Below are 21,385 nucleotides of genomic sequence, written 5' to 3'. Positions count from 1 at the left end.
CCGATTACCACGACTCTGATGGGCCGTGTTTTGTATCCAATCTGTAAAGGGTAGTCGACTCTCGCCTAAGGGATAGTCAAAGGCATATAAAAACAGTGAGAAATGGCTTACGCCGCCACCCGGCGACGGCTGGGACGCCGGTTGAGAAGGCGGTCGGCCTTGATGCAGTTGCGGCCGGCCTGCTTGGCCTGGTACAGGGCCTCGTCGGCGCGCTTCACCACCTGGTCGACACTGGCATCATCGGCCCGGGGCTGTGCCAGCCCCATGCTAACGGTGATGGTTTGCGGTGCCACCTTAGGCGCCTGGCTGCGGCCTCGGCGAGCCACCCCGGCACTTTGCGGGCTGCGCACGTAAAACGGGTAGGCGGCAATCTCTTCACGAATGGCGTCCAGCGCCGCCAGGCAGCGTTTGCGCTCGCGGCTGCGAAACACGATGGTGAACTCTTCACCGCCATAGCGGTAGACGGTGCCGCCGGCCTTTACTCGAGTCAGCATCTGCGCCACCAGTCGCAATACGTCATCGCCGACGTCGTGGCCAAAGGTGTCGTTGAATTTCTTGAAGTGGTCAATGTCCACCATCGCCAGTTGGTAACGGCCAGACAACCCCTGCATCAGCGCATCCAGGCTGCGACGGTTGCGCACCCCGGTCAGCAGGTCGAAGAACGCCAGCCGGTAGCTGTGCAGTACCAGCAACACCAGCAGGCACAGCCCCAAAATGGTGAACATGGAGGAGGACACCCCAGGGGTGTCGAACTGATAGCAGGTCAGGCCCAGTGCCATCAGGCACAGCAGCGCCGCCGAGTCGCCTTTATCGCGGCGGCGGGTCTGAATCAGGGTGGAGATGACAAAATAGCAGGCCATCATCAGGGTCAGCACCCAGGGCAGCGGGTAGCCACCCAGCGCCGTTACCCAGGACGCCAGCCATTGGTGAGTGGCCTCGGCACTGGAGCTGAGCAGCATCGAGAACAGGGCAACCGGAGCCAGCAGCAGTGCGTAAGCGAAACCGTTATGACCGGTGGCGATCCACTTCTCCGGCATCACATCAAACAGGAACACCAGCAGCGGCGCCAGCAGGCACAGGCCCCAGAAAATAAGCTCGGTGTTGCCCTGCGGCAGCGGCACCTGCAGCTTCCACTGGATCACCAAATAACTGGCCAGCGACACCAGCACCATAAAGCTGAGTTTTTGCAGGCGATAGATGCGACTGACGATCCAGGCACTGGTCAGCAGCACCCAGGGCAGGTTTTGCATCAACCATTGAATTTCATTGCTGGACGACACCAGCCAGGAGGGTAGAAACAGCACACTGGCCGCCAGAAACAGCGCCAGACTCAACTGGATCAGGCGATGCGACATACCATGAGTCCTTGTAATCTCCGCCTCAAATAAACTGCCTTTTCAAAAACCTATTGTGACACCCACCTAAAATACCGCATCCGGTAATGGGATCTCCAGCAATAGTTGGCTTAAAGCGACCCCGAAAAGGCAAACTTTAAGCCAACCGATTCTAACGCTCGAATTTACGCCAGCGAGTTGATGCTGTCTTGGTACATCTGCAGCAGACGCTGGTTGTCGACCTCGACGCACACCTGCTGCGCCCGGAAGCAAGACCACTCGTCGTGATGGTAGAAACGCTCGTCGCTCTTCTGGATGGTCATGCCGATGGCCGGACCTTCGGTGACCACCCGTACCGGGCCTTTGCGCACCCCGAACAGACTCGGGTCGGCCACGTAGGCCACCGCTGACGGATCGTGCACATGGCAGCCATCGACGCCCACTTTCTCGGAGTAGAACTTGAGGTAGAAGCGGCTCACCTGCCAGATGAATTCACCCACTTCGCCGGCACTGTGGCGCAGCTTATCCAGGTAGTCGCCGGTAAAGAAGGTCTGGTGGGTTACGTCCAGGCCGACAATGGTCACCGGCCAGTCGGCGCAGAACACCTGATCGGCGGCGTGAGGGTCGTCGTGAATGTTGGCCTCGGCCACCGGTGACACGTTACCGCGATGGCCGCCTTCGCCAAAGGCCGCCCCCATGATCACCACCTCTTTAACGTTGTTAACGATCTCCGGGTCGTGCTGCAGCGCCAGCGCCAGGTTGGTCAGCGGGCCAACTGCCACCAGGGTGATCTCGCCGGGGTTCTCTCGAGCCATATCGCACATGTATTCGTGGGCCGGGCGAGGGTCGATGTTAATGGGGTAATCCAGCGGCACCTCCACCGTACCCAGACCATGCTCACCGTGCACCACCACCGTGGGACCGACCGGATCGCGAGTCAGCGGACCGGCGGCACCCTGCACCACCGTGGCGCCCATATTAAAAGTGTCGTTGATGTAACAGGCATTACGGGTGCAATCTTCGATAACACCGTTGCCGTACACCGTGGTGATCGCCACCATATCGACGTTGTCGTGGGCGTGGGCAAACAGCAGGGCCATAGCATCATCGATGCCCGGATCGGTATCAAAAATAATCTTTTGCGACATAGTAGACTCGTTTTTTATTCTTCTGCCCGAAGGCAATACCACAGAGATGACGCCATTATCGGCAACCCTCAGCAGGATTTCTGCGCGCTCTACCGCGTTTACCGGATAAGGTCAAATCTAAGACTTCATTGATGATTTGTATTATTCCACACTCTGAAACGAGAGTATTCTGTGGACACTGACAGCACAGAGTAACCCATAGATGGCAACCCTCGCCGGCCGCAACTACCTCAAAGCCCTGACCGCCCTCACCCTGGCGGCCATGGTGGTGTTCTGCAACCTGTACGTGGCACAGCCGATGCTGCCGATGCTGGCTGAGGCCTTTGAGCTGGACGCCGCCACCGCCAACTGGCTGCATGCCGGGGCGCCGCTGGCGCTGGCAATATTCCTGATCCCCTGGGCCATGGTCTCCGACGCCATCGGTCGCCGCCCCATTATGCTGTTGTCGCTCACCAGCCTGCCGCTGATCAACCTGGCCCTGCTCAACACCAGCAGCGTCGAGTGGTTCATTGTGCTGCGCATTGTTCACGGCATTATGCTGGCAGGCTTTGTGGCGGTGGCCGCCGCCTGGATGTCGGAAGAGATTGGCGCCCAGCGCCTGCCCGCCGCCATGGGCAGCTACGTGGCCGCCAACGCCATCGGTGGCCTCAGCGGCCGGTTGATCGGCGGCATGGCCAGTTACTTCGACAACTGGCAGGTGCCGTTTATTACCCTGGTGGTGCTCAGCTGCGCCGCCGCACTGATGCTCAGTACAATGCTGCCGCAGCAACGCAACTTTCAGCCCAGCACCACCTCGCTGCGCCACGCCGCCAAGGGGCTGATGGCCCACCTGAAAAACCCGCAGCTGCAACCGGCGTTCCTGATTGCCGGGCTGACCTTCGGCACCTTCGTTAACCTGTTTACCGTGCTGACGTTCCAGCTGTCTCAGGCCCCGTGGAGCCTGACCACCTTTCAGCTGTCACTGCTGTTTCTGACCTACCTGGCCGGCAGCATCTCGGCCCAGCTGTCGGGCCGCTGGCTGCGCTACTACACCGCCCCGGCGGGGATGCAGACCGGCGCCCTGTTCCTGATCATGGGCACGGTGATCACCCTGTCGGCGGACCTGCGCATCATCATTGTTGGCTTGCTGTTGTGTTCGGTGGGTTTTTTCCAGATTCACAGCCTGGCCTACAGCTGGGTGGGCAAAAACGCGGTCAAAGAGCGGGCCAAGGCCAGCTCCCTGTATTTGGTGCATTACTACCTGGGCGCCAGCCTCGGTGGCTTTGTGCTGTTGCCGATTTGGGAATACGGCGGCTGGCACCTGGTGGTGGCCACCAGCCTCGGCTGCTACGCGCTGATCGTGCTGCTGGCACACAAGCTGCAACTGGTCACCCGGGTCGCGCGCACCGCCTCCTGAGCCGACACCCCTGCCCCTGAACCAATGCTCTAACCGCTTACTGAGCCAGCACCCGCCGTTACTCTTTGCTACGCACCGTCAGCACGTCGCAGTCGACGCTGTGCAGCACCCGGTTGGCGGTGGAGCCCAGCAACCGCTGCAGGCCGGAGTGGCCATGGGTACCCATTACAATCAGGTCGATGCCCAGCTCGGTGACCGTGGCCTCAATCGCCTTGGCCGCCTTACCTTCACGCACCAGCACGTGGTCGTCGTCCAGTTGCATATCCTTGGCCAGCGCCCGCATCCGTTGCTGCGACTCCTGGCAGATCTCCTGCTTGAACCCCTTCAGGTGGCCACTAAAACTGGCCGACTCAAACAGGTAGCGCTCCGCCAGCGTCTCATCCACATGCAGCAGAAACAACTCGGCGCCATGATCGGCCGCCACCTTCATGCCCTTGGCAACGATCCACTCATTGTCACCATGAAAATCGAGCGGTATTAAAACCTTGCTGTAAACGCTCATTTCAAACCTCCCGCGATGGCCGGCTTCGGCGGCGCCAGTGTCAGCTTTGGCCACACAACAGCCCTAACCTGACCACGGCAACAGCAAAAACCCTGTTAATCCCCATTAATTGTAGGTGATTGAATCGACAGCGGCGCAATCAACAAACAAAGGGGAATTAGAAAACAGCCTTAGATGGCGGCAAACCGATGGTGCTAAAGGGGCCGCGAGCCAACGCCCACTTCCCCTGCCATTCACCGCCGAATCGGCGCTCGAAGCGCGCCTGACGCTTACTCTTTAATGCGCACCGTCAGCACGTCGCAATCGACGTGGTTAAGCACGCTGTTGGCGGTGGAGCCCAGCAGCCGCTGCAGGCCGGAGTGACCATGGGTACCCATAACGACCAGATCGATGCCAAAGTCGTTGACCACCTCTTCAATCTCGCGCGACGCCTTGCCTTCACGAATCAGTTGCCGTTCCGGGGCAATGCCCAGATCGCCGGCAAACTGGTTCAGACGCTCTCTGGCTTCACTGCGGATTCGCTCTTTGAACTCCTCCATCTGGTCGCCAAAGCTGACCGCCTCGAAGGTGTAGACCCCGGCCATGGGTTCGTTGACGTGCAGCAGGTACATCTCAGCATCATTGGCTTCGGCCATCTGTCGGCCCTTGGCCATGATCTGATCGTTATCACTGTGAAAATCCAGTGGCATCAATACCTTTTTGTATGCGTTCATCCTGATTCTCCATCGGTTAGTGAAACGGTACGAAGTGAATGCCTAAGCTAACACACTCATTCGCAGACCCTGCCCTCACCGCCATAGCACCACAGTGACCGTCGGCAAACCATGATCCTAATCAACGCCGGCGCCGCTACTTGGCCACCACAAACACAGGTGGTTTTTACCCGTGTTCGAACCCCAATTCGCCCTCACTGGCGTTTTCTTAGGCAAACGCCACCGGCAACGGCTTTTCACGCCCACAGAGCGGATGACAACGGGATTTGGCTTGGATATACTCAGCAGCTCAGTGGGCCTCATGCCCGCTAAACAGATAAGGCCCCTTAGCTCAGTTGGTTAGAGCAGGCGACTCATAATCGCTTGGTCGTGGGTTCAAGTCCCCCAGGGGCCACCATATACAGGAAGGCGCAGCCGGTTAGTAACCGCTGCGCCTTTTTAGTTTGTACTGCCCTTGGCGTAAATTGGCACCCCTGGATAGGCTAAATGTGCGCCCTCTGTTAAATAACATTTAATTGAGTCACCAAGCTAACTCCCACAATAGAATCGAACCATTCTCGTGTGCACAGTTAAGTCAAAGGCCTTTCGTTCAACGCCTCAAAGGTGTAGTAGTCTAATGGCTCTAAGTAAAATACAAGGCACCGTAAGACTTGAGGTGCTTACTGTATTCTATACTTCGGCTTACTATTTAGTCGCTTGTACTATCGCCATAAAGTGATTCCTTACCACTGCTTGGTGAGAGGTCCTAAAGGGAATGGTGTTGATTGACTCCCCGGGAATTCGAACCGTTGGATGATACAAAAACATCGAGCAATCTAGGTAGAAACGTGCGACAATTTCTCGCGCGATTGACCCAGAGGTTTGAAAATGAGCACTCCAGAACAAAAAGCGGCTGCCTGTCGTGATCTTGATCAACAACAAAAGCTACTATACTCCAAACGCGATACCGCACTAGTTGAGCGTCTTCAGGAAAGCTGGGATTTAATACAGATTAGTAACTTCCTAAATGAAGTCAGTTGTGGCGACAAGTGGAACCGGGACATTTTAAGAAAATGTATCAAGGAAGAATTCATTAATCGCCCCCTGACGGCAGGAGAGCACAAGTACTTGTCCGAGGAAATAGTACCTCAAAAGCCAGCCCACTATGGTAGTGCTGATTTTACATTCGCCGATTTGTTTGCCGGTATTGGCGGGATTCGCAAAGGCTTCGAAGCTATTGGAGGGGAATGCATATTCTCAAGTGAGTGGAATAAATTTGCTCGCAAGACTTATAAGGCAAACTGGTATTGCGATGATGAACATGTTTTCAACGAAGATATCACTGATATTACTCTCAGTAACAAAGAGAAACACCCCTATGTTTCTGAAGAAAAAGTGCTTGAAAATATCAGAGCTCATTTTCCAGGTGAACTTGACGTGCTTCTTGCCGGTTTCCCCTGTCAGCCATTTTCTCTTGCTGGTGTCTCCAAGAAAAACTCATTAGGTCGAGCACATGGTTTTGAATGTGAGACCCAAGGCACTTTGTTCTTTGATGTCGAAATGATCATCAAGGCAATGCAGCCAAAAGCTTTTGTTCTAGAAAATGTGAAAAACTTGAAAAGCCATGACCATGGCAATACATTTCGCATCATCCAAGAAACGCTGGACCGTTTGGGTTATTGGGTTGCGGATGTCGATGCCAAAGGCTCGCAAGACCCGAAGATCATTGATGGCAAGCACTTTACGCCTCAACACCGTGAACGTATTGTTCTGGTTGGCTTTCGCAAGGATCTGGATGTCCATGAAGGGTTCACCTTAAGGGACGTCTATGAGCATGCCCCTTCCAAAAACGAGTGGCCTACTTTTACCAGCATTCTCGAGAAAGATATTGATGCCAAGTACCAGCTAACTCCCCGACTCTGGGAATACCTTTTTGAATACGCGAAAAAGCATGCTGCGAAGGGTAATGGATTTGGTTTTGGACTCGTTGATCCAAAGAATTCTTCTGCTGTTGCTCGCACTCTGTCCGCCCGTTACCACAAAGACGGCTCTGAAATTCTTGTCGATTACAAAGGCTGGGATATGTCCCTAGCAGAAAGCGACTTCTGGAATGAAGAAAACCAAGAAAATCGCCCTCGCCGCCTGACACCTAGGGAATGCGCGCGCCTGATGGGTTTCGATAAGCCAGATGGAGCTGAGTGGAAAATCCCTGTTAGCGATACTCAGGCATACCGCCAGTTCGGCAATTCTGTCGTAGTACCAGTTTTTGCCGCGGTAGCTAAACTGATGAAACCCTATATCATGGAAGCGATTGAGGCAGATAAGAAAAATGCCATTAAGAAAGAGGCTGAACGGGCTCTTGCCTGATGGTTGACGTCCACCCAAAAGCGATTCGCTCAAAGAACATGAGAGCAATTCGCTCAAAGAATACGAAACCTGAAGTCTACATTCGGAAGTTATTGCACCGAATTGGCTTCAGATTTCGTATCCACCCCTCAAACCTTCCTGTAAAAGCCGATATTTTCTTACCCCGATATAATGCAGTGATTTGGATCAATGGATGCTTCTGGCATGCGCATGATTGTTACTTATTCAAGTATCCGACTACAAATCCTGAATTCTGGAGAGAAAAGCTCGATACCAACAAAGCCAGAGATGTTGAAAAGGCCAAATTAATAGCTCAATTAGGGTTCAAACAGCTTACAGTTTGGGAGTGCTCACTAAAAGGAAAGAAACGCATGAGTGAAGTAGATCTAATGGAACGTTTGGAAGAATGGATTTTAGCTATAGATTACAACTGCGAGATTGATAACAAAGGAATCAGAAGGCACGACAATTACATATGAACGCGCCTCTAGAAAACACACTCAACCACAATCTATATATCATACCATGCTATCGATTAATTTCTTCTTTTTTACATCCTTGCCATCTCCGTAGTGCAATTCCCTATGACAACTAGCACAAAGCGCTGCAACATTTTCCACACTATCATCGCCATTTTCTGATAAGTATTCTATGTGATGAACCTCTAAATAAACCTCACCATTGGGCTTCTTAAATAAAGCCGTAGTACAACCAGGCATTTCACACTTACCATTTGCTCTTAGCAAAGCATGCTTAACAACCATTGGATTTCTTTCAAATTCATCTTTTAGAACCTTAGATTTTTTTGGCTTTTTCTTTGCTTCTTTGGCCGCTTGTTCAACGATAGCCTTAATGCCTTTAAATCCAATTATGTTTTTTGCAGCATATACTTCGCTACCAATATTTCCAATTACAACCTCATCACCAATATCAAGCCAGTCTGCAATCAGTTCTTTACCCATCCTTTCTTCAGGCGATCTTCCCGCTGATGCCGCTCTTACAGAAGAATAATAAGAGGATACTAATTTATTAGTATGAAAATCACCAAGTATTATTAGCTCAATATCGCTGCGCAAATCAGGATCTTTTCCTGCAGCTTTTAGTGCACTTTTTTGCCCTCCATTAGGTACATAAGCCTCCTTGTTTTTATCCGTTTTGGTGACTTTTTTAATCCCAAAATTATCAAACACTTTATCCCACATATTATACCTTTCTCACTAACATAGTTTTATGATTAAAATTAAGCACATTAGCGTATTCATGAACATATTCAACAGCAACTTCAATTTTAAATTGCCATTATGAAGCCGTATAATATATCAAGAATGAAGTAGGTAATAAACGCCCCCTCACGGATTTTTCGTGGTTTTATTGACCACACTCAGGATAGACATACCGATCTCCATAGTCTTCCTCCCAACTAGCACCTTATTCATTTTCAGTAGCGACTGTATTATTTAATTTGGTATCAGAGATTCCAAAACTACTACAATGGAGCCCTTTTTCAACTGTATAATATATAATATATGATGAATGATGTGCTAGCCTTGTTTTATCTCGGCTAGATACACTGTACGTCACTCCTGAACGTATCAGCCATCAACCCGATTTAACGAACTCCCCCTCATCTAACAGCAATATCCAAGACTGCCCAGCAGGGCAAACCCTGAGTCCCGGTCTAAGATAAAAATTAAAAATTCCAGCGATGAATGCATCTTAGTGATTCAAACCTCGATTTAGCATCCTTATTTAAGTTTATTCCTAAATAATAGAACCAATTTGGTGGCGACGTTAATGCATGTGACAATCAACCTAATGACGCTTTTTCAACCTTCTTTAAGGTAAATGAAAAATCTTCAGAACTGAATGACTTATGCTACCAGCTCTGAAGAATATCTAAGCATCAAAGAAACAAACAATTAGCAAGTCAATAAACAGGACTCCATCCCTTAAGTACAACGGGCTTGGGTTCTCCTATCGTATTTTGTACTTCAATTATTTTTTCTCTACGCTTAATTTTAATCCTGAAAGTATTCGATCTTTCAGTTGAAGTAAATTGCACCGAATCACCAGGCTTTGCTCCCCATTTAGAAAGAAACTTGGTCATGTGAGTGATTCTGTATTCGTTTCTGGTACTTTTGGGGGGAGCAAAAGACTTTCCATTATAGTAAATGTAACGCATTTGCCATTGTTCACCATCAGCATCTATGCAAACTAACCAAGCGTCTGGGTTAAACTCTTCAAGTTCAAGTGCAGGGAAAAAATTAATAAGCTCTTGGTTTTTCTTCGGTACCACGATTCCAGCCTGATGCCCGCCGGTTTCGCCAGTATCATTTTTTGTAAGAACTTTTTCGTAAGATGTATTCATTTCACCTCCTTTGCGGGGCTTTCCAAAAGTGCCTTTCTAAAATCTTGTTCATCGCGAGTGCTAATTGGGATGGCTTCTTCCCCTAGCTCCCTTTTCCATAAGCTTCTTTCAACCATCGTTTCCTCAACAGTTCCCTTGTAGAAGAGGCGATATATTGTGACTGGTTTATCCTGCCCGCGACGGTGGGCCCTTGCCGAAGCCTGCATCTCTAATGCTGGGTTCCAGCTTTGTGTGTAGTGGATCACTATGGTCGCTGCAGTTATGTTAAGTCCAGCTCCAGCTGCTTTCGGATTTAGAACCAACACTGCAGATCCGTTCACTGACGTAAAGTTATCCACTATAGATTGTCGTTTTTCCTGAGGTGTAGATCCGTTAATCGAGTCCCAATAACTAACATGAACATTACGCTCATCGGCAGCTTTTTTGATCAGATATCCACAACAATTGTAAGCAGCAAATATCAGGACTTTCTTCTTGTTTCTAGTAGCCTCACTGAGTAATTGAATACAGAGCTTCATTTTTGGAGTCATCAGCGGATAGCTAGGATCAGGATGAAGCTCTACATGCTCTTCCCAATCAGAGATTCCAGACTTTTTAAGCCTTAGCCATGGGTGCGCGCAATAAATTGCTAACTGTCCAACAGCAACCAGTTTTCCAGCTGCACCATACTCAGCAATTGTTTCTTCTCTGATTCTTTCGTATTCCTCGATGGTTACAGAATCAAGCTCAACAGGAAGATCAACGTCAGTTCGTTTTGGCAGGTCATCTGCAACGTCCTTTACCTGACGCTTAAGAACGATAGTATCTGAAAAGGTACTCAGAGATTGAGCGCCTTCTTCTGTATCCGGATAAAAATCAGGAAATTCTTCTTTAGGCCCTAAGATGCCAGGGACTGCAAGATCAGCTAAAGACCACAGGTCCATAAGTGAATTTTCCACCGGCGTTCCTGTTACCGGTATCGTGTATCGCCTAGGCAGCGAGCTCAACGCAATACGCCTCTTTGCATCTGGATTTTTTACTGCCTGAGCCTCATCGCAAATGACATAGCTCCATTCAATACCTCTGAACAAGGTAACGTCATTGACCAGTGTATCGTATGTGGTAATGACAATGTCTGATCGCATTAAGTCTTTGTAATAACCCGTCCGATCACCTCCTCTATGCACCATAAGTGTGAACGAGGGTGCGAATCTATGCACCTCTCGACACCAGTTTGCAATCAAGGTTGTAGGGCAAACTATAAGAGCGGGGTTCTCTGAAGTAGGCTTATTTATAAGAAGGGCTGCAATTATCTGGAGTGTTTTCCCAAGTCCCATCTCGTCAGCTAGTATTGCTCCGCCAATACTATCGAGGGTCTCACTCAGCCAAGCTACTCCATGTTCTTGGTAAGGATATAAAGACGCATTCAATCCTTGTGTGACTGTCGGCAACGACATGGCGGCAGATCTTGCGTTAGCCTTTTCAGTAACGCTTGGAGCAACGCTTATCTCAATACCTTCTATTCCGTTTCGTATAAGGCTTAAAACTTCCGGATAACGCAGATCCTGAGGGTTAACCTCGAGCAGTGCATTGCAGACAACCTTAGGTACATCGTGAGGGAGCGGTTTAATCCGATTTCCGTCCAACAACCAGTTGTGTTGAATACTTAGACAAGGTAAAAAATGATATTGACCTGCCTTTCGAATTTTTGCCCCAAGAGACGCGATATACTTGCTCTGTTTCCTTTCAATATACAGGACGGGATTAAGGAGCCTTTCGGAGAACAAATAAGGTAAGTTTTCTGTTTCAAATTTGCGATAGTCATGTGCCAGCATGGATAGAGAATGATTCATAGTTTCATGATTCCCTTTAGCTCTTCTGGTGTAAGAGCTGGTTTGCGTCTATGAATGGCTCTGTGGCAATTCGGGCAAAGTGGAATCAGATCAGTTCTTGGATCATATGCTCTTGGTTGCTCGATATCTGCGATAGGTTCAATATGATGAACTTCTAGGATTGATGTCAGCTCTTTCCCGTAGATATCCTGGGTTACAAAGCCACACACACCGCACCTTTCTCCATGTAGAGATAAACAAAGTAAACGATTTCTGAGGCTCCGTTCTCTCTTTTGTATAAGGGTTGGAGTGAGAGTCCCTTCTACATCTGAATGAATGTCCTCAGGCCTTTCATCTTCATCCTCATACCCGATTAGTTCTGCCATTGCTGCAATTAGAGGAACCATCATTGAATTTATAGATTGTAAAATATCATCTGTGGACTGCTGATTAGATACCCTTCTAGTGACAGAAATCTTTAAATCTGGGGAAACCTGCCAGCCGGCTTCAGGTTGCAAACCGTTTATTTTCAGGTCAAATGAGCCCTTAAGCTTCTCGGTAAATGCATATGCAAAAGCATAGTCATCATGTGTAGCTCGATTTTGTATGTGTTCTACGCACGGTGCTGCATACGGGCCGAGCTTAAGTGACACAGTGTGTCGCTTAAGCCCAGCTGGGCGAATGGAAAATATTGGTCCACTGCTGCGATTGTAATTATAAAACCAGAATGAAAGCCCTTGGCGCGCTTCTGCTTGGTCCTGATAGCCACGCATCGTGGCTCCAGTTCTTTGTCTAATCTGATCCGTAATGGACTCTATTTCGTTGTTACCCATGGCTCTTGTTTTCAGGACTGTGAAGTGGGAATTTCGATTGCTCTGAGCAACTTCTTCAGGTTTGAAGATACCTCATCTCTAATATCTTCCCACATAATAGACAGCTCTTGATCGGTGTTCTTATGCTCGGCTGCAGCGAGAGCCCATAACAAGAGGTCGAGGCCTTCGATGGATACACCGGACTTTGTTTGGCTATAAACCTTGGCATAGAAATCATGCTGCTTATTCAGGTGTACACCAGTGGAGTGGTTAGTGTCTTTCTCACTGGTCAAGCAAGGCTCCCAGAGTGCGCCACTAGGTATCCCGTCTACTGGACTTACAAAGAGAGAATCAGGGCTAACATTGCTTTCAATTGGCGTAAGTATCTTTATACCGCGGCCTTTGTTGTTTGAGACAACAGCTGTTCCAGAATCCTCATCTACTGACTCGGCAGTTACTTTTAAAGTATTTTTCGTTTCGGAGATCGTTTTGTTGGAGTCTCCGTGTGATATCCCACTAGTTACTGTGACTGCCTGTTTACGGCGGTATCTACGATCAGCTTCTTTGTGAGCAGGTCCCAGTAATTCAATAAGGGCCTCCTCTAATGCAGGATCCAACAGGATTCTGCTCTTTTTAACATCGACCCGGAACGCATCATCTAGTTGATGGCCGAAATCAAACTCTACTCGGAGCAAGGACCAGTGTGGATCATCTGAGCGCCAGAGGCCTAGGTAGCCACCATAATGGATTACTCTTCCTTCCCGGTGAATATAAAAACCCTGGCCGCGGTTAGAGATTTTAGCGTGTTTTCTATTCTCTTCCTTTGTCATGTCTTTTGCATGAGGAAGAATCCAGGCTTTTACAATGGCATTGTGCACGCTTCCATCTTCTCGCTGTATAGGAAGAACAGTCAATTTATCAGGGAGTACCTGCTCAGATTTCTCAGGGTAGAAAGGGTTCCAATGTTCAACTTTGACACCGTTAACGGTGATGTTTACAGTGCGATGCTCCTTCTCTTCCTGGTTAAGGTACTTGTGAAAAATTAGAGCACAATGCTCAATTAACTTTGCTCTTCTGGTTCGAACGGCATTTTGTTCTTTGGTTCCGCCTGGCTCTTCATACGCCTTACTAAGAAGTCGATCACACTTTGACCAGACAACTAGAGTTCCAGAATCTCCACATAGTTCTTCAAAAATCTCTTGTTCATCTTCTGATACCGGCTCATCAAGCATTTCCCAAACATTAACATTCTCCACGTGCTCCAAGTCCCATGTGAGCTTAAGCAGTGGGCTGGAAACATCGGTTCGTGAAATCAGAGCGTACTTCAGACACACTGAACTCGAAGCGGTCTTCAGCCCAAGTCCAAACTTCCCCAATGAAGCCAAGTCTTCACGGATTTTTGCTCCGTATCTCATTGCGTTGTGAAGGCCGTCAGCGTCCATACCATGACCGTCATCGCCGAAGTAAACAAATTTGCGCCCGTCTCGGGTTAGATCAATGTTGATGTTTATGTTTGTGGCGCCAGCTGCAATGGAGTTATCTATGATGTCGGCAGCTGCTGTGTATAAGTCATACCCAGTATCTCGGAGGCCATGTATCAAGCGCGAGGGGTCTGGCTCGTTAACCATATCTCGGTGTTGGATCCTAGGCATAGTAGTCACTGAATCATTCATGTTCGAGCACCTGCAAATATCTGAATTTATAAAGCATATAGACTTGGCTATCCCTTGGCGATGAATCTGGGGACAGTAATGACCAGTCGTTACCGGTTAATCTACGGCATATCACCATAAATACCAATGAGTTACACCATGAAGGTGGCGCTTTACTGATGCGGATCAGCTGAAGGGGCTTCGAAAACGATGGGGAGAGAAACCGAAAAGGCGCAGCCGGTAACCACCGCTGCGCCTTTGTCTGGCTGGCCTGGCGGCAAACGCCAGGCACAAAAAATGCCGGCCTCAGCCAGCATTTTTGAAGTTCAAAGCGAGGCTTTGACTTACAGAGCTACTACGTTAGCAGCTTGAGGGCCTTTCTGGCCTTGCTCAGTTTCGAAAGAAACCTGCTGACCTTCAGCCAGGGTCTTGAAACCTTCAGAAGCGATGGCACGGAAGTGAACGAATACGTCAGCACCGCCGTTGTCTGGAGTGATGAAACCGAAACCTTTCTCTTCGTTGAACCACTTAACGATACCAGTAGACTTAGACATGATTAATCCTAATTTTTCAAAAAATAATTCGCATTATGCGCAGATATAGCCAAGAAATGAATTACTTATGTGAGCTAAAACTTATGATAGGAAAAACTTCATGATGCTGGATGCGTAAGCGTCCGGACGAAGCGTTCTAAAGCATAATATTGCGTTTCATATAAATAGGTCTGATTTCAGGCCGAGGCAGATGGTAACACACTTTCTTCACTTGTATAGCATTGTATCGATCTTATCGCGATCATTTGTCAGCTGCGGTCAAGAAAGCCCGGCGCCAGGCCGCGCCCACCCTCGCCATCGCCGTACTGCTCAGACCAATCACGGTGCAGACTGGCTAGCCCCGACAACCTCTCCTATAACTAAATCATCAGCCACCGGGAGAGAGCCGCCATGAAATCACCCACTACCGAACGCCGAGATCACGACCGCCGCAGCCACAAGGAGCGTCGCGGTGAAGTGCGCTTCGAAGAGGACAAGGCCGATCGCCGTCACCTGTCCGGCCGCCGCAGCGAAGATCGCCTCACCAGTAAGATTTACGCCTGATCCCTGCCGGGAACCGATGGCGCTCACAGGGCACTGCTGGCTTCGGTCGACAACCGCCGTGCATCATCGGGAATCAGCCCCGCCAACTCCGGGCGGCTGTGCTTGAGCTGAATGTAGCGGCAGAATGAGTCGCGCAGAAACTCGATCAGCCAGTTAGTCTCCTGGGAGCCGTAACGTGAGCGGCACACGTACAAGCGATAGAAGCCCTGAATGGCGCTGAAGCAGTCCGGCGCCTTCAGCAAGGTAAAATCGCTCAGATCCCGGGGCAGGCTGGCCACCGCCGCATAGGTAATGGCATTGGAGTAGCGCAGCATCTCGAAGATGCTGTGAACCTCCCCTATCTTCGACACCAGGTTCAGTTTCTGGTCGCGATCGCTCATCACCCGCTCCATCAGTGAATTGCCGTGGCTGTTCATGCCGCACAGGTCGTGCAGCAGCACCGGGTACATGGCCAGGTCTTCCAGCGCCACTGCGCCTTTTTGCGCCAGCGGGTGGTATTTTCGAACCACAAACACCCGGTAGCAGGGGTCCATCTCCACTTCGCACACGCCGGCGCCGTCGGCTGGCATCACGTGCACCCCAAAGTGCACCTCACCCTTGTCCAGATCCTGGAACGAATTCAGGTGCCAGTTGCGGGCACACAATCGGGCTCGGGGCATCTGCTTCTGAAACTCCAGAAACAGCGGCGCAAACCAGCCGGTAATGGTACCGTCGGCCACCACCGACAAGTCCCGCCGTACCGCCATCGGCTCGAAGTGGCCGGCGTGCAGCAGGTCTTCCTCAATGCGCACCACCAGATCGGCGGCAATGAAGCCTATCTGCTGGCAGCGCTCGGTGGGTTTTAAGCCGCTGCCGGTGCGCAGAAACAACTCGTCTTCAAACATCACCCGTAGGCGACGCAGCTGATAGCTGACCGACGACTGGCTCATGCCCAGCTGTTCGGCGGCCACGCTGGCGTTGCCGCACTTAAGCAGGCACAGAATTAACTGCAGATGAGCCACCGACAAATCTCTAACATTCTGGTTAATATTCATAGGCAAACCATTAATACTAATTTGGGCGGCAGGTGAATCTAAATTACGGTTAATTTGAGTTCTAATTCAATTCGCTTTTTTAATAAAGGGCGTATTTGGCCCACAGTTGTGATCGAGGCTTATTCGTCCACCGCCATGAACCAAATACGGCGACTGATTCCATCTGTTAATATGAGTCAGTAATAATCAGAACTTATAACCAGCCTCGAACAGCAGTTCGTCGCCGGCTTCTAATGCCCCGCCCCAGCTCTTTCTGTGTTTATAAGATGTTCCGACAAAGACTCTTTTATTAACGTGATACTCCACTCCGGTGATCAATTGATGCCCATAACTGTCATAGCCAAAGGTATTTTGATGATCATCCGACCGGAAAAATTGACCTATATAATAAAACTTACCGATCAATTTTGGCGTCAGCTTATAACCCAGCATCAAAGATGTTGCCATTCCACTGATCCCAGAGAAGCTTTCCTTGGTGGGCGAGAACGAGCCGTAGGCGTATTGCGCCCCCATACTCACGGTGCCGAGCAACTTGCCATAAGACAAATCGTAAGACAGACCCAGGTAGAAGTTCTCCTCCACCGCCGTGGACTTGGCCAGGGTAAACGACTGCAGCCACAGGTTGAACGGCGACTCGCCCAGGCCATAATCCAGTTTCATCCAGGTTTTGGTGGCCGGCCCCAGATCCTTACCCAACTGGTTTTCGGCGCTGTCGAGCGGGTTCTCAAACCGGAACCAGCCAATGAAGCTGCCCCAGTCCGAGACCGTCATGTGGTTGACCACCAGATAGCCCTGGTCGCCGAGGTTCTTATTTTTGTCTGCCGACAGCAGGGTGTCGTAACCCACCTTGACGCTGGTGCGCTGTACCTTCACATCGGCCAGTGCCGGCTGCGCCAGCAGCAGCCCCATCGCCAGGGCCAGCCCACTGCGTACTGTATTGATTCGCATCGTCTCTCTCCCTATTTGCGACCTTAAAACTTCACGCCCAGTTCAAACAGCATCTCGCCGCCGTCACGCTTGGTGGCGCCCCAGCTGTCGAGGTACATGTAGGAGGAGCTAAGCATCAGCCTGCTGTTAATGTGGTAGTCCACCCCCAGTTGCACCTGGTAGCCAAACTGGTCGTAGCCCAGGGCGGTCTGAAACTCGTCGTCGCGGTCGAACTGGGCCTCGTAGTAGCCTCGGGCCACCAGTGACGGCGTCAGGTTGTAGGCCAGCGCCACCACGGCCGCATAGCCATTGGCACCGTTGAAGCTGCTGTTGGCCGGGCGGAACGAGCCATAGGAGTAGTTAGCGCCCAGGCCAAAGGTACCGTTGAGGTTGTCGGCCCGAATCGAGTAGGAGCCGCCAAAGTAGAGGTTCTGTTCCATACAGGTGGTGTTACCCATAAAGAACGATTGCAGCCACAGGTTAAACGGGGTGTCGCCGAGGGCGTAATCGATTTTCAGCCAGCCTTTGGTGGTGGCGCCGGCATCGTCGCCTTGCTGGTTGTCGGCGTTATCCAGCGGGTTTTCCAGCCACAGCCAACCCAGGGCACTGCCCCAGTCGGCCAGGGTGGTGTGGTAATAGGCCAGGTAACCCTGGTCATACCGGTTGGGGTTTTTGTCTTCGGCATCCAGCAGGGTTTGATACCCCACCCGTACGCTGTTTTCCTGGTACAACACCTCAGCCTGGACCGAAACGTTCATCAAGGCGGTCGACGCCAGCGCAATACACAGTACAGTTGTTTTTTTCATTGTTGTTCTAGCCCCCGAGGGCCGTCGCAGACCCTCGGGGTGACTCTCCGACGGTTACTGACCAAACTGGCTGGTGGGGTTCACAATCAATGCCCGGTAGTGCGGGGTATTGGGCTTGTCTGACAGCACGTCGATCTCGACCTTGACCTTTTTGGTGTCGTAATCGATTTCGTTGATCTTACCCACGGTGCGCTCCCCCGGAGAGTACAGGTTGATGGAGCCACCAAATCCGAAGATGGTGTTGTGGTCTTTGCGGTACTCCACGTTGGAGGTGATCGGGCTGTACCACTCGTAACCGCGGTCTTTACCGTAAGACCAGGTCTGCTCCACCGTGCCCTTGGCTTCGTCAATCTTATATTCGACGAAGCGGCTGTACTTCATGCTGGGCAGTGCCGGCTGCTCCAGGCCGCGGCCATCGCCGTTATCGAACACCGTCAGGCGATGCTTGTCGTGGTTCAGCCAGGCGGTGTGCTGGGTGTAGGTAAAGTCAAAGCCTTGCTCACACTTGCCCTTAGGCGTGCAGGAGATCGCCTTGCCCTTGTGATTCACCGGCGTCAGCAACTTCGGCGCCAGCGCCTTGTTCCAGCCTTCAGACGGCGACAGGATCCACTTCACCTGCTTGTCGCGGCCAATCTTCATCACCCCCTGGTGTCGCAGCGACACGATGATGGAATCGTCCGCAGGGTCGTAATCCACCGAGTTGACGTGGGCCCAGTTGCGACCGGCACCCACGCCGGGAATGTCGCCATAGGGGGCGTCGATCTTCATCTCGGCGGTTTCACCCTGGTGGTCCATGTCGACGTTCAGGCACACCGCGCCCATGTCCAGCGCTTCCAACAGCGCATCGCGGTAGGGGTCGAGAATTTGTGGCAACACCCATACGTCCACCAGGTTGCCGTCCTTGTCCAACTCCAGGATGTGGTCACGTACGGTGTGTACCAGGTCACCCTGTTGGTTGACGTAGTTCGACTTGGCCGCCCGCACCAGTGAATGGCCGTTAGGCATCAGGTTGTGCTCGTGAGACGCATCGATGTAGCCGCGAGGCAAACGGCGGGAGTTAACGTTACCCAGCAGGGTAAAGGAGCCATAACGCTGGCCCTGCACGAAAGAGTAACCACCATGGCCGGTGTCATGGAACCCCATCAGGTAACCGCGCTTATTGATGTCAATGTCGGCGGCGTTGTAGACCGCGTCCTGGTTAAGCCACCAGCGCACCTCCCCCTGGGTGTCGACCACGTAGGTCATCGGCGGGTTTTCAAACGGCAGTGCCCCTTTGGCGGGCGAGGACTGGAACATGTCGGCGCTCTTGCCCTTTTCGCCGGCCCAGTGAATGTCGGAGCCCTGCTGGTTGTAGGTGTGCGAGTTCACCATGTACAGCCGGTCTTCAAAGCCCTTGGCCACGGTTTTCACCTTCACTTCCTGCATGGCGGTGATGTTGCGGTTGTCCAGGTAGTCGTTGCTGATGGCGCCGGTCAGCACCTGATAGGTCTCCGACACCGGCTTGCCCTGCAGCTGGTAAGACACGGTCACGGTGTTCTTAAAGTTGGCATACAGGCCAAACACCGGAATACCGTCGTAGGTGTTGATAGTCTGGGGCCCGACCGGATAGCGAATCGCCACGCCGTTTTTGCCTTTGCCCTGTACCTCAACCTTAACGTCGGTGGGGAACTTGCCACCCAGATCCAGGATGGCGGTCAGCGGTGAGTTTCCATAGGGGTTGACCAGCATGGCGCCCAGATTGCCCGCCGCCGGGGCAGGTTTAAAGCCTGCCGCATTCACCGTGGTGGCCAACGTCGACACTCCCAATGCCGCCACAACAGAAAGTGAAATTAAGTGTTTTTTCATAATAGTCATCCAGTTTTCATATTTAAGTCTGTTGCTGTCGACCGGCCGCACTTATCCAGCCCCACTGAATGGCACAGTGAGACAAAGAACAGTCATCGACAGCGGGTATAAAAAGGACGGGCGGACCCGCCAAGCAGTGCAGGGACGAGCTTATTGTTGTTTTTTGATGATGCTTTTAATCCAGGCAACCGATACCGAGGCCAGCGCCACCATAAACACGCTATAGGCAATCACGCAGTAGTCAGCCATATTCATGCCCAGCAGACTCCAGTCGTCTTCACCGCAAATACCGGAGGGCTGGAATTCATACGGGAACCATTCATTAAGCGGCAGGCCCAGTGGGAACGTTGGCTCGGTAGAGCAAGCGGCACCGCCACCACCGGCGGCAAACAGGTCGCCCCCCTGGCTAATGGCATCCGCCAGGGCGTGGGCGGTGATATGCAGTTGTTGCAGCTCAATGGACCAGGCCATGCCTCGCACCACCCCGTACCAGGCCAGCAGCAGCCCCAACGCCTTTAGAATCTGGTTGTCGGGCTTAATGGCAATCAGCAGGCCAGCAAAGAAGATGCAAAACTGGCTGAAACGGATGTAGACGCAGATTTCGCACGGGTCCATCTCCAAAAACCACTGGAAATAGAACATGGCCGAGAGAATCAAAAACGCCGCCGCCGAGCTCATCAACAGCCATATCCATCGCTGTCGCTGCCACAGCATCAGGGTGTCCATTGGAGAGGCTTTCAAGTCAGAAAAGCCTTGTTTAATGAGTTCCATACCGCCTCCTATTTCTGGGCCAGCTCGGCAACCAGGTCGTCCAACATGGTCAGCGAGGTAATGGACTTGGTGTTAATCAGGTATTTGCCATCCACCACCAGCGCCGGAATGCCCTGAATCTTGGCAATCTCCACCCCTTGATCCCACTGCTTGAGCAGCGCCACCACCGAGTCTGAAGCCAGTTTGGCGTCGAACTCACTGTGGCTGATGCCCAGCAGGTTAATGCCGAAGTCGATCACTTCGCCGGCGGTATCGAACTTGAGCTTCTGATCGTGGTACCGGGCGTAGTAGGCCATCTTCACTTTCTTGTACTGGTCCTGGCCCAGTGTTTTGGCCACCGCAATCACACTGGCTTTCTCTTTGCCAAAGGGCGGTTTAGTAGTGATGTGGTAGGCGTCGTACGTCATTCCTTCGGGCAGGTTTTTTACCATGTTTGGAATAACGCCCAATTCATATTTATAACAAAACGGGCAATTTACAGAATAGATTTTGACAACGGAATTAGGCGCATTAAAAGACTCAGATTTTAAAACCTGATAATGAACCCCCTCTTTATAATTAGCGGCAGAAGCACCAAACGCCATAACCATGGATAATGCGACAATGAGTTTTTTCATTTTATTTCCCAACCCTGTTTTAAGTGTTGAGTTCATTCTATGGTCGGATAAAAATCAATTAGTGATCTTGCTCACGACGAAAATTACATCAAAAATCCGCTTTCAATAATTCCAATGGAGTGCAGTATTTTCAGGTTGATATTAAATAATCTAATATCAGCAATTGGTATTTTACCGGGCACCAGCGCGCTGTGACACATCCTTGC

Annotated in this window: 20 protein-coding genes and 1 tRNA gene; 5 read left to right on the top strand and 16 right to left on the bottom strand. The window is 51.2% G+C overall.

The features are described 5' to 3' along the window. Positions 1 to 107: 107 nt before the first annotated feature. Together J8Z22_RS02255 and J8Z22_RS02250 are read right to left on the bottom strand one after the other, a co-directional pair. On the bottom strand, positions 108 to 1,355 hold the full coding sequence (locus J8Z22_RS02255; RefSeq protein ID WP_028114347.1) for a GGDEF domain-containing protein: 1,248 nt from the start codon (positions 1,353 to 1,355) through the stop codon (positions 108 to 110). A 164-nt stretch (positions 1,356 to 1,519) separates the two neighbouring features. After that, positions 1,520 to 2,482, bottom strand: a complete 963-nt coding sequence (locus J8Z22_RS02250; RefSeq protein ID WP_252008554.1) for a nucleoside hydrolase — start codon at positions 2,480 to 2,482, stop codon at positions 1,520 to 1,522. Positions 2,483 to 2,684: 202 nt separating this feature from the next. Here J8Z22_RS02250 and J8Z22_RS02245 point away from each other — a divergent pair, with 202 nt between their 5' ends. Beyond that, positions 2,685 to 3,878, top strand: a complete 1,194-nt coding sequence (locus J8Z22_RS02245) for an MFS transporter (protein WP_252008552.1) — start codon at positions 2,685 to 2,687, stop codon at positions 3,876 to 3,878. Positions 3,879 to 3,936: 58 nt separating this feature from the next. On the opposite strand, the gene J8Z22_RS02240 is transcribed toward J8Z22_RS02245, so the two are convergent. Beyond that, positions 3,937 to 4,380 carry a universal stress protein gene (locus tag J8Z22_RS02240; RefSeq protein ID WP_252008550.1) on the bottom strand — a complete coding sequence of 148 codons (444 nt, stop codon included), beginning with the start codon at positions 4,378 to 4,380 and terminating at the stop codon, positions 3,937 to 3,939. 269 nt (positions 4,381 to 4,649) lie between these two features. Then, positions 4,650 to 5,093 carry a universal stress protein gene (locus tag J8Z22_RS02235; RefSeq protein WP_028114350.1) on the bottom strand — a complete coding sequence of 148 codons (444 nt, stop codon included), beginning with the start codon at positions 5,091 to 5,093 and terminating at the stop codon, positions 4,650 to 4,652. Positions 5,094 to 5,413: 320 nt separating this feature from the next. On the opposite strand from J8Z22_RS02235, the gene J8Z22_RS02230 reads away from it, so the two are divergent. From J8Z22_RS02230 to J8Z22_RS02220, 3 genes are all read left to right on the top strand, one after another. Further along, positions 5,414 to 5,490 (top strand) — tRNA-Ile (locus J8Z22_RS02230). A 470-nt stretch (positions 5,491 to 5,960) separates the two neighbouring features. Continuing rightward, entirely contained in the window at positions 5,961 to 7,439 is a 1,479-nt protein-coding gene (gene dcm / locus J8Z22_RS02225; protein WP_252008548.1) for a DNA (cytosine-5-)-methyltransferase, read from the top strand. Then, positions 7,439 to 7,918: a very short patch repair endonuclease gene (locus tag J8Z22_RS02220; protein ID WP_252008546.1), complete on the top strand. Its 480-nt coding sequence runs from the start codon at positions 7,439 to 7,441 to the stop codon at positions 7,916 to 7,918. The genes dcm and J8Z22_RS02220 overlap by 1 nt, the downstream gene beginning before the upstream one ends. Before the next feature lie 39 nt (positions 7,919 to 7,957). On the opposite strand, the gene J8Z22_RS02215 is transcribed toward J8Z22_RS02220, so the two are convergent. From J8Z22_RS02215 to J8Z22_RS02190, 6 genes are all read right to left on the bottom strand, one after another. Next, positions 7,958 to 8,641: an HNH endonuclease signature motif containing protein gene (locus tag J8Z22_RS02215; protein WP_252008544.1), complete on the bottom strand. Its 684-nt coding sequence runs from the start codon at positions 8,639 to 8,641 to the stop codon at positions 7,958 to 7,960. Positions 8,642 to 9,366: 725 nt separating this feature from the next. Further along, the gene (locus J8Z22_RS02210; protein ID WP_252008542.1) at positions 9,367 to 9,807 is read right to left on the bottom strand and encodes an EcoRII N-terminal effector-binding domain-containing protein; all 441 of its coding nucleotides are present in this window, start codon (positions 9,805 to 9,807) and stop codon (positions 9,367 to 9,369) included. After that, positions 9,804 to 11,639 (bottom strand): DEAD/DEAH box helicase, encoded by a 1,836-nt coding sequence (locus tag J8Z22_RS02205; protein ID WP_252008540.1) that lies wholly within the window; start codon positions 11,637 to 11,639, stop codon positions 9,804 to 9,806. The genes J8Z22_RS02210 and J8Z22_RS02205 overlap by 4 nt, the downstream gene beginning before the upstream one ends. Then, positions 11,636 to 12,391 carry an HNH endonuclease gene (locus J8Z22_RS02200; protein WP_252008539.1) on the bottom strand — a complete coding sequence of 252 codons (756 nt, stop codon included), beginning with the start codon at positions 12,389 to 12,391 and terminating at the stop codon, positions 11,636 to 11,638. Before J8Z22_RS02200 ends, J8Z22_RS02205 begins: the two co-directional genes overlap by 4 nt. Positions 12,392 to 12,462: 71 nt before the next feature. Beyond that, positions 12,463 to 14,103, bottom strand: coding sequence for an ATP-binding protein (locus J8Z22_RS02195; RefSeq protein ID WP_252008537.1), 1,641 nt, complete (start codon positions 14,101 to 14,103; stop codon positions 12,463 to 12,465). A gap of 323 nt (positions 14,104 to 14,426) precedes the next feature. Next, positions 14,427 to 14,636 (bottom strand): cold-shock protein, encoded by a 210-nt coding sequence (locus tag J8Z22_RS02190; RefSeq protein ID WP_028114360.1) that lies wholly within the window; start codon positions 14,634 to 14,636, stop codon positions 14,427 to 14,429. Between the two features lie 390 nt (positions 14,637 to 15,026). On the opposite strand from J8Z22_RS02190, the gene J8Z22_RS02185 reads away from it, so the two are divergent. Then, a complete protein-coding gene (locus tag J8Z22_RS02185) occupies positions 15,027 to 15,179 on the top strand; it encodes a hypothetical protein (RefSeq protein ID WP_176819274.1) in 153 nt (50 codons plus the stop codon). Positions 15,180 to 15,202: 23 nt separating this feature from the next. On the opposite strand, the gene J8Z22_RS02180 is transcribed toward J8Z22_RS02185, so the two are convergent. The 6 genes from J8Z22_RS02180 to J8Z22_RS02155 all read right to left on the bottom strand — a co-directional run bounded on the left by J8Z22_RS02180 (position 15,203) and on the right by J8Z22_RS02155 (position 21,146). Further along, entirely contained in the window at positions 15,203 to 16,213 is a 1,011-nt protein-coding gene (locus J8Z22_RS02180) for a LysR family transcriptional regulator (RefSeq protein ID WP_051252867.1), read from the bottom strand. A 186-nt stretch (positions 16,214 to 16,399) separates the two neighbouring features. After that, positions 16,400 to 17,161 carry an outer membrane protein OmpK gene (locus J8Z22_RS02175; RefSeq protein ID WP_035416229.1) on the bottom strand — a complete coding sequence of 254 codons (762 nt, stop codon included), beginning with the start codon at positions 17,159 to 17,161 and terminating at the stop codon, positions 16,400 to 16,402. A gap of 23 nt (positions 17,162 to 17,184) precedes the next feature. After that, entirely contained in the window at positions 17,185 to 17,946 is a 762-nt protein-coding gene (locus tag J8Z22_RS02170) for an outer membrane protein OmpK (protein WP_252008535.1), read from the bottom strand. Between the two features lie 54 nt (positions 17,947 to 18,000). After that, positions 18,001 to 19,791, bottom strand: coding sequence for an aryl-sulfate sulfotransferase (locus tag J8Z22_RS02165; protein WP_252008533.1), 1,791 nt, complete (start codon positions 19,789 to 19,791; stop codon positions 18,001 to 18,003). A 150-nt stretch (positions 19,792 to 19,941) separates the two neighbouring features. After that, a complete protein-coding gene (locus J8Z22_RS02160; RefSeq protein ID WP_028114364.1) occupies positions 19,942 to 20,562 on the bottom strand; it encodes a disulfide bond formation protein B in 621 nt (206 codons plus the stop codon). A gap of 8 nt (positions 20,563 to 20,570) precedes the next feature. Next, the gene (locus tag J8Z22_RS02155) at positions 20,571 to 21,146 is read right to left on the bottom strand and encodes a thiol:disulfide interchange protein DsbA/DsbL (protein ID WP_252010437.1); all 576 of its coding nucleotides are present in this window, start codon (positions 21,144 to 21,146) and stop codon (positions 20,571 to 20,573) included. Positions 21,147 to 21,385 lie beyond the last annotated feature (239 nt).

Origin of the sequence: Ferrimonas sp. SCSIO 43195, from assembly GCF_023716685.1 — a bacterium.
In the GTDB taxonomy this organism is placed as follows: Bacteria; Pseudomonadota; Gammaproteobacteria; order Enterobacterales; family Shewanellaceae; genus Ferrimonas; species Ferrimonas kyonanensis.
This window is presented reverse-complemented; position numbering and strand designations above follow the sequence as displayed.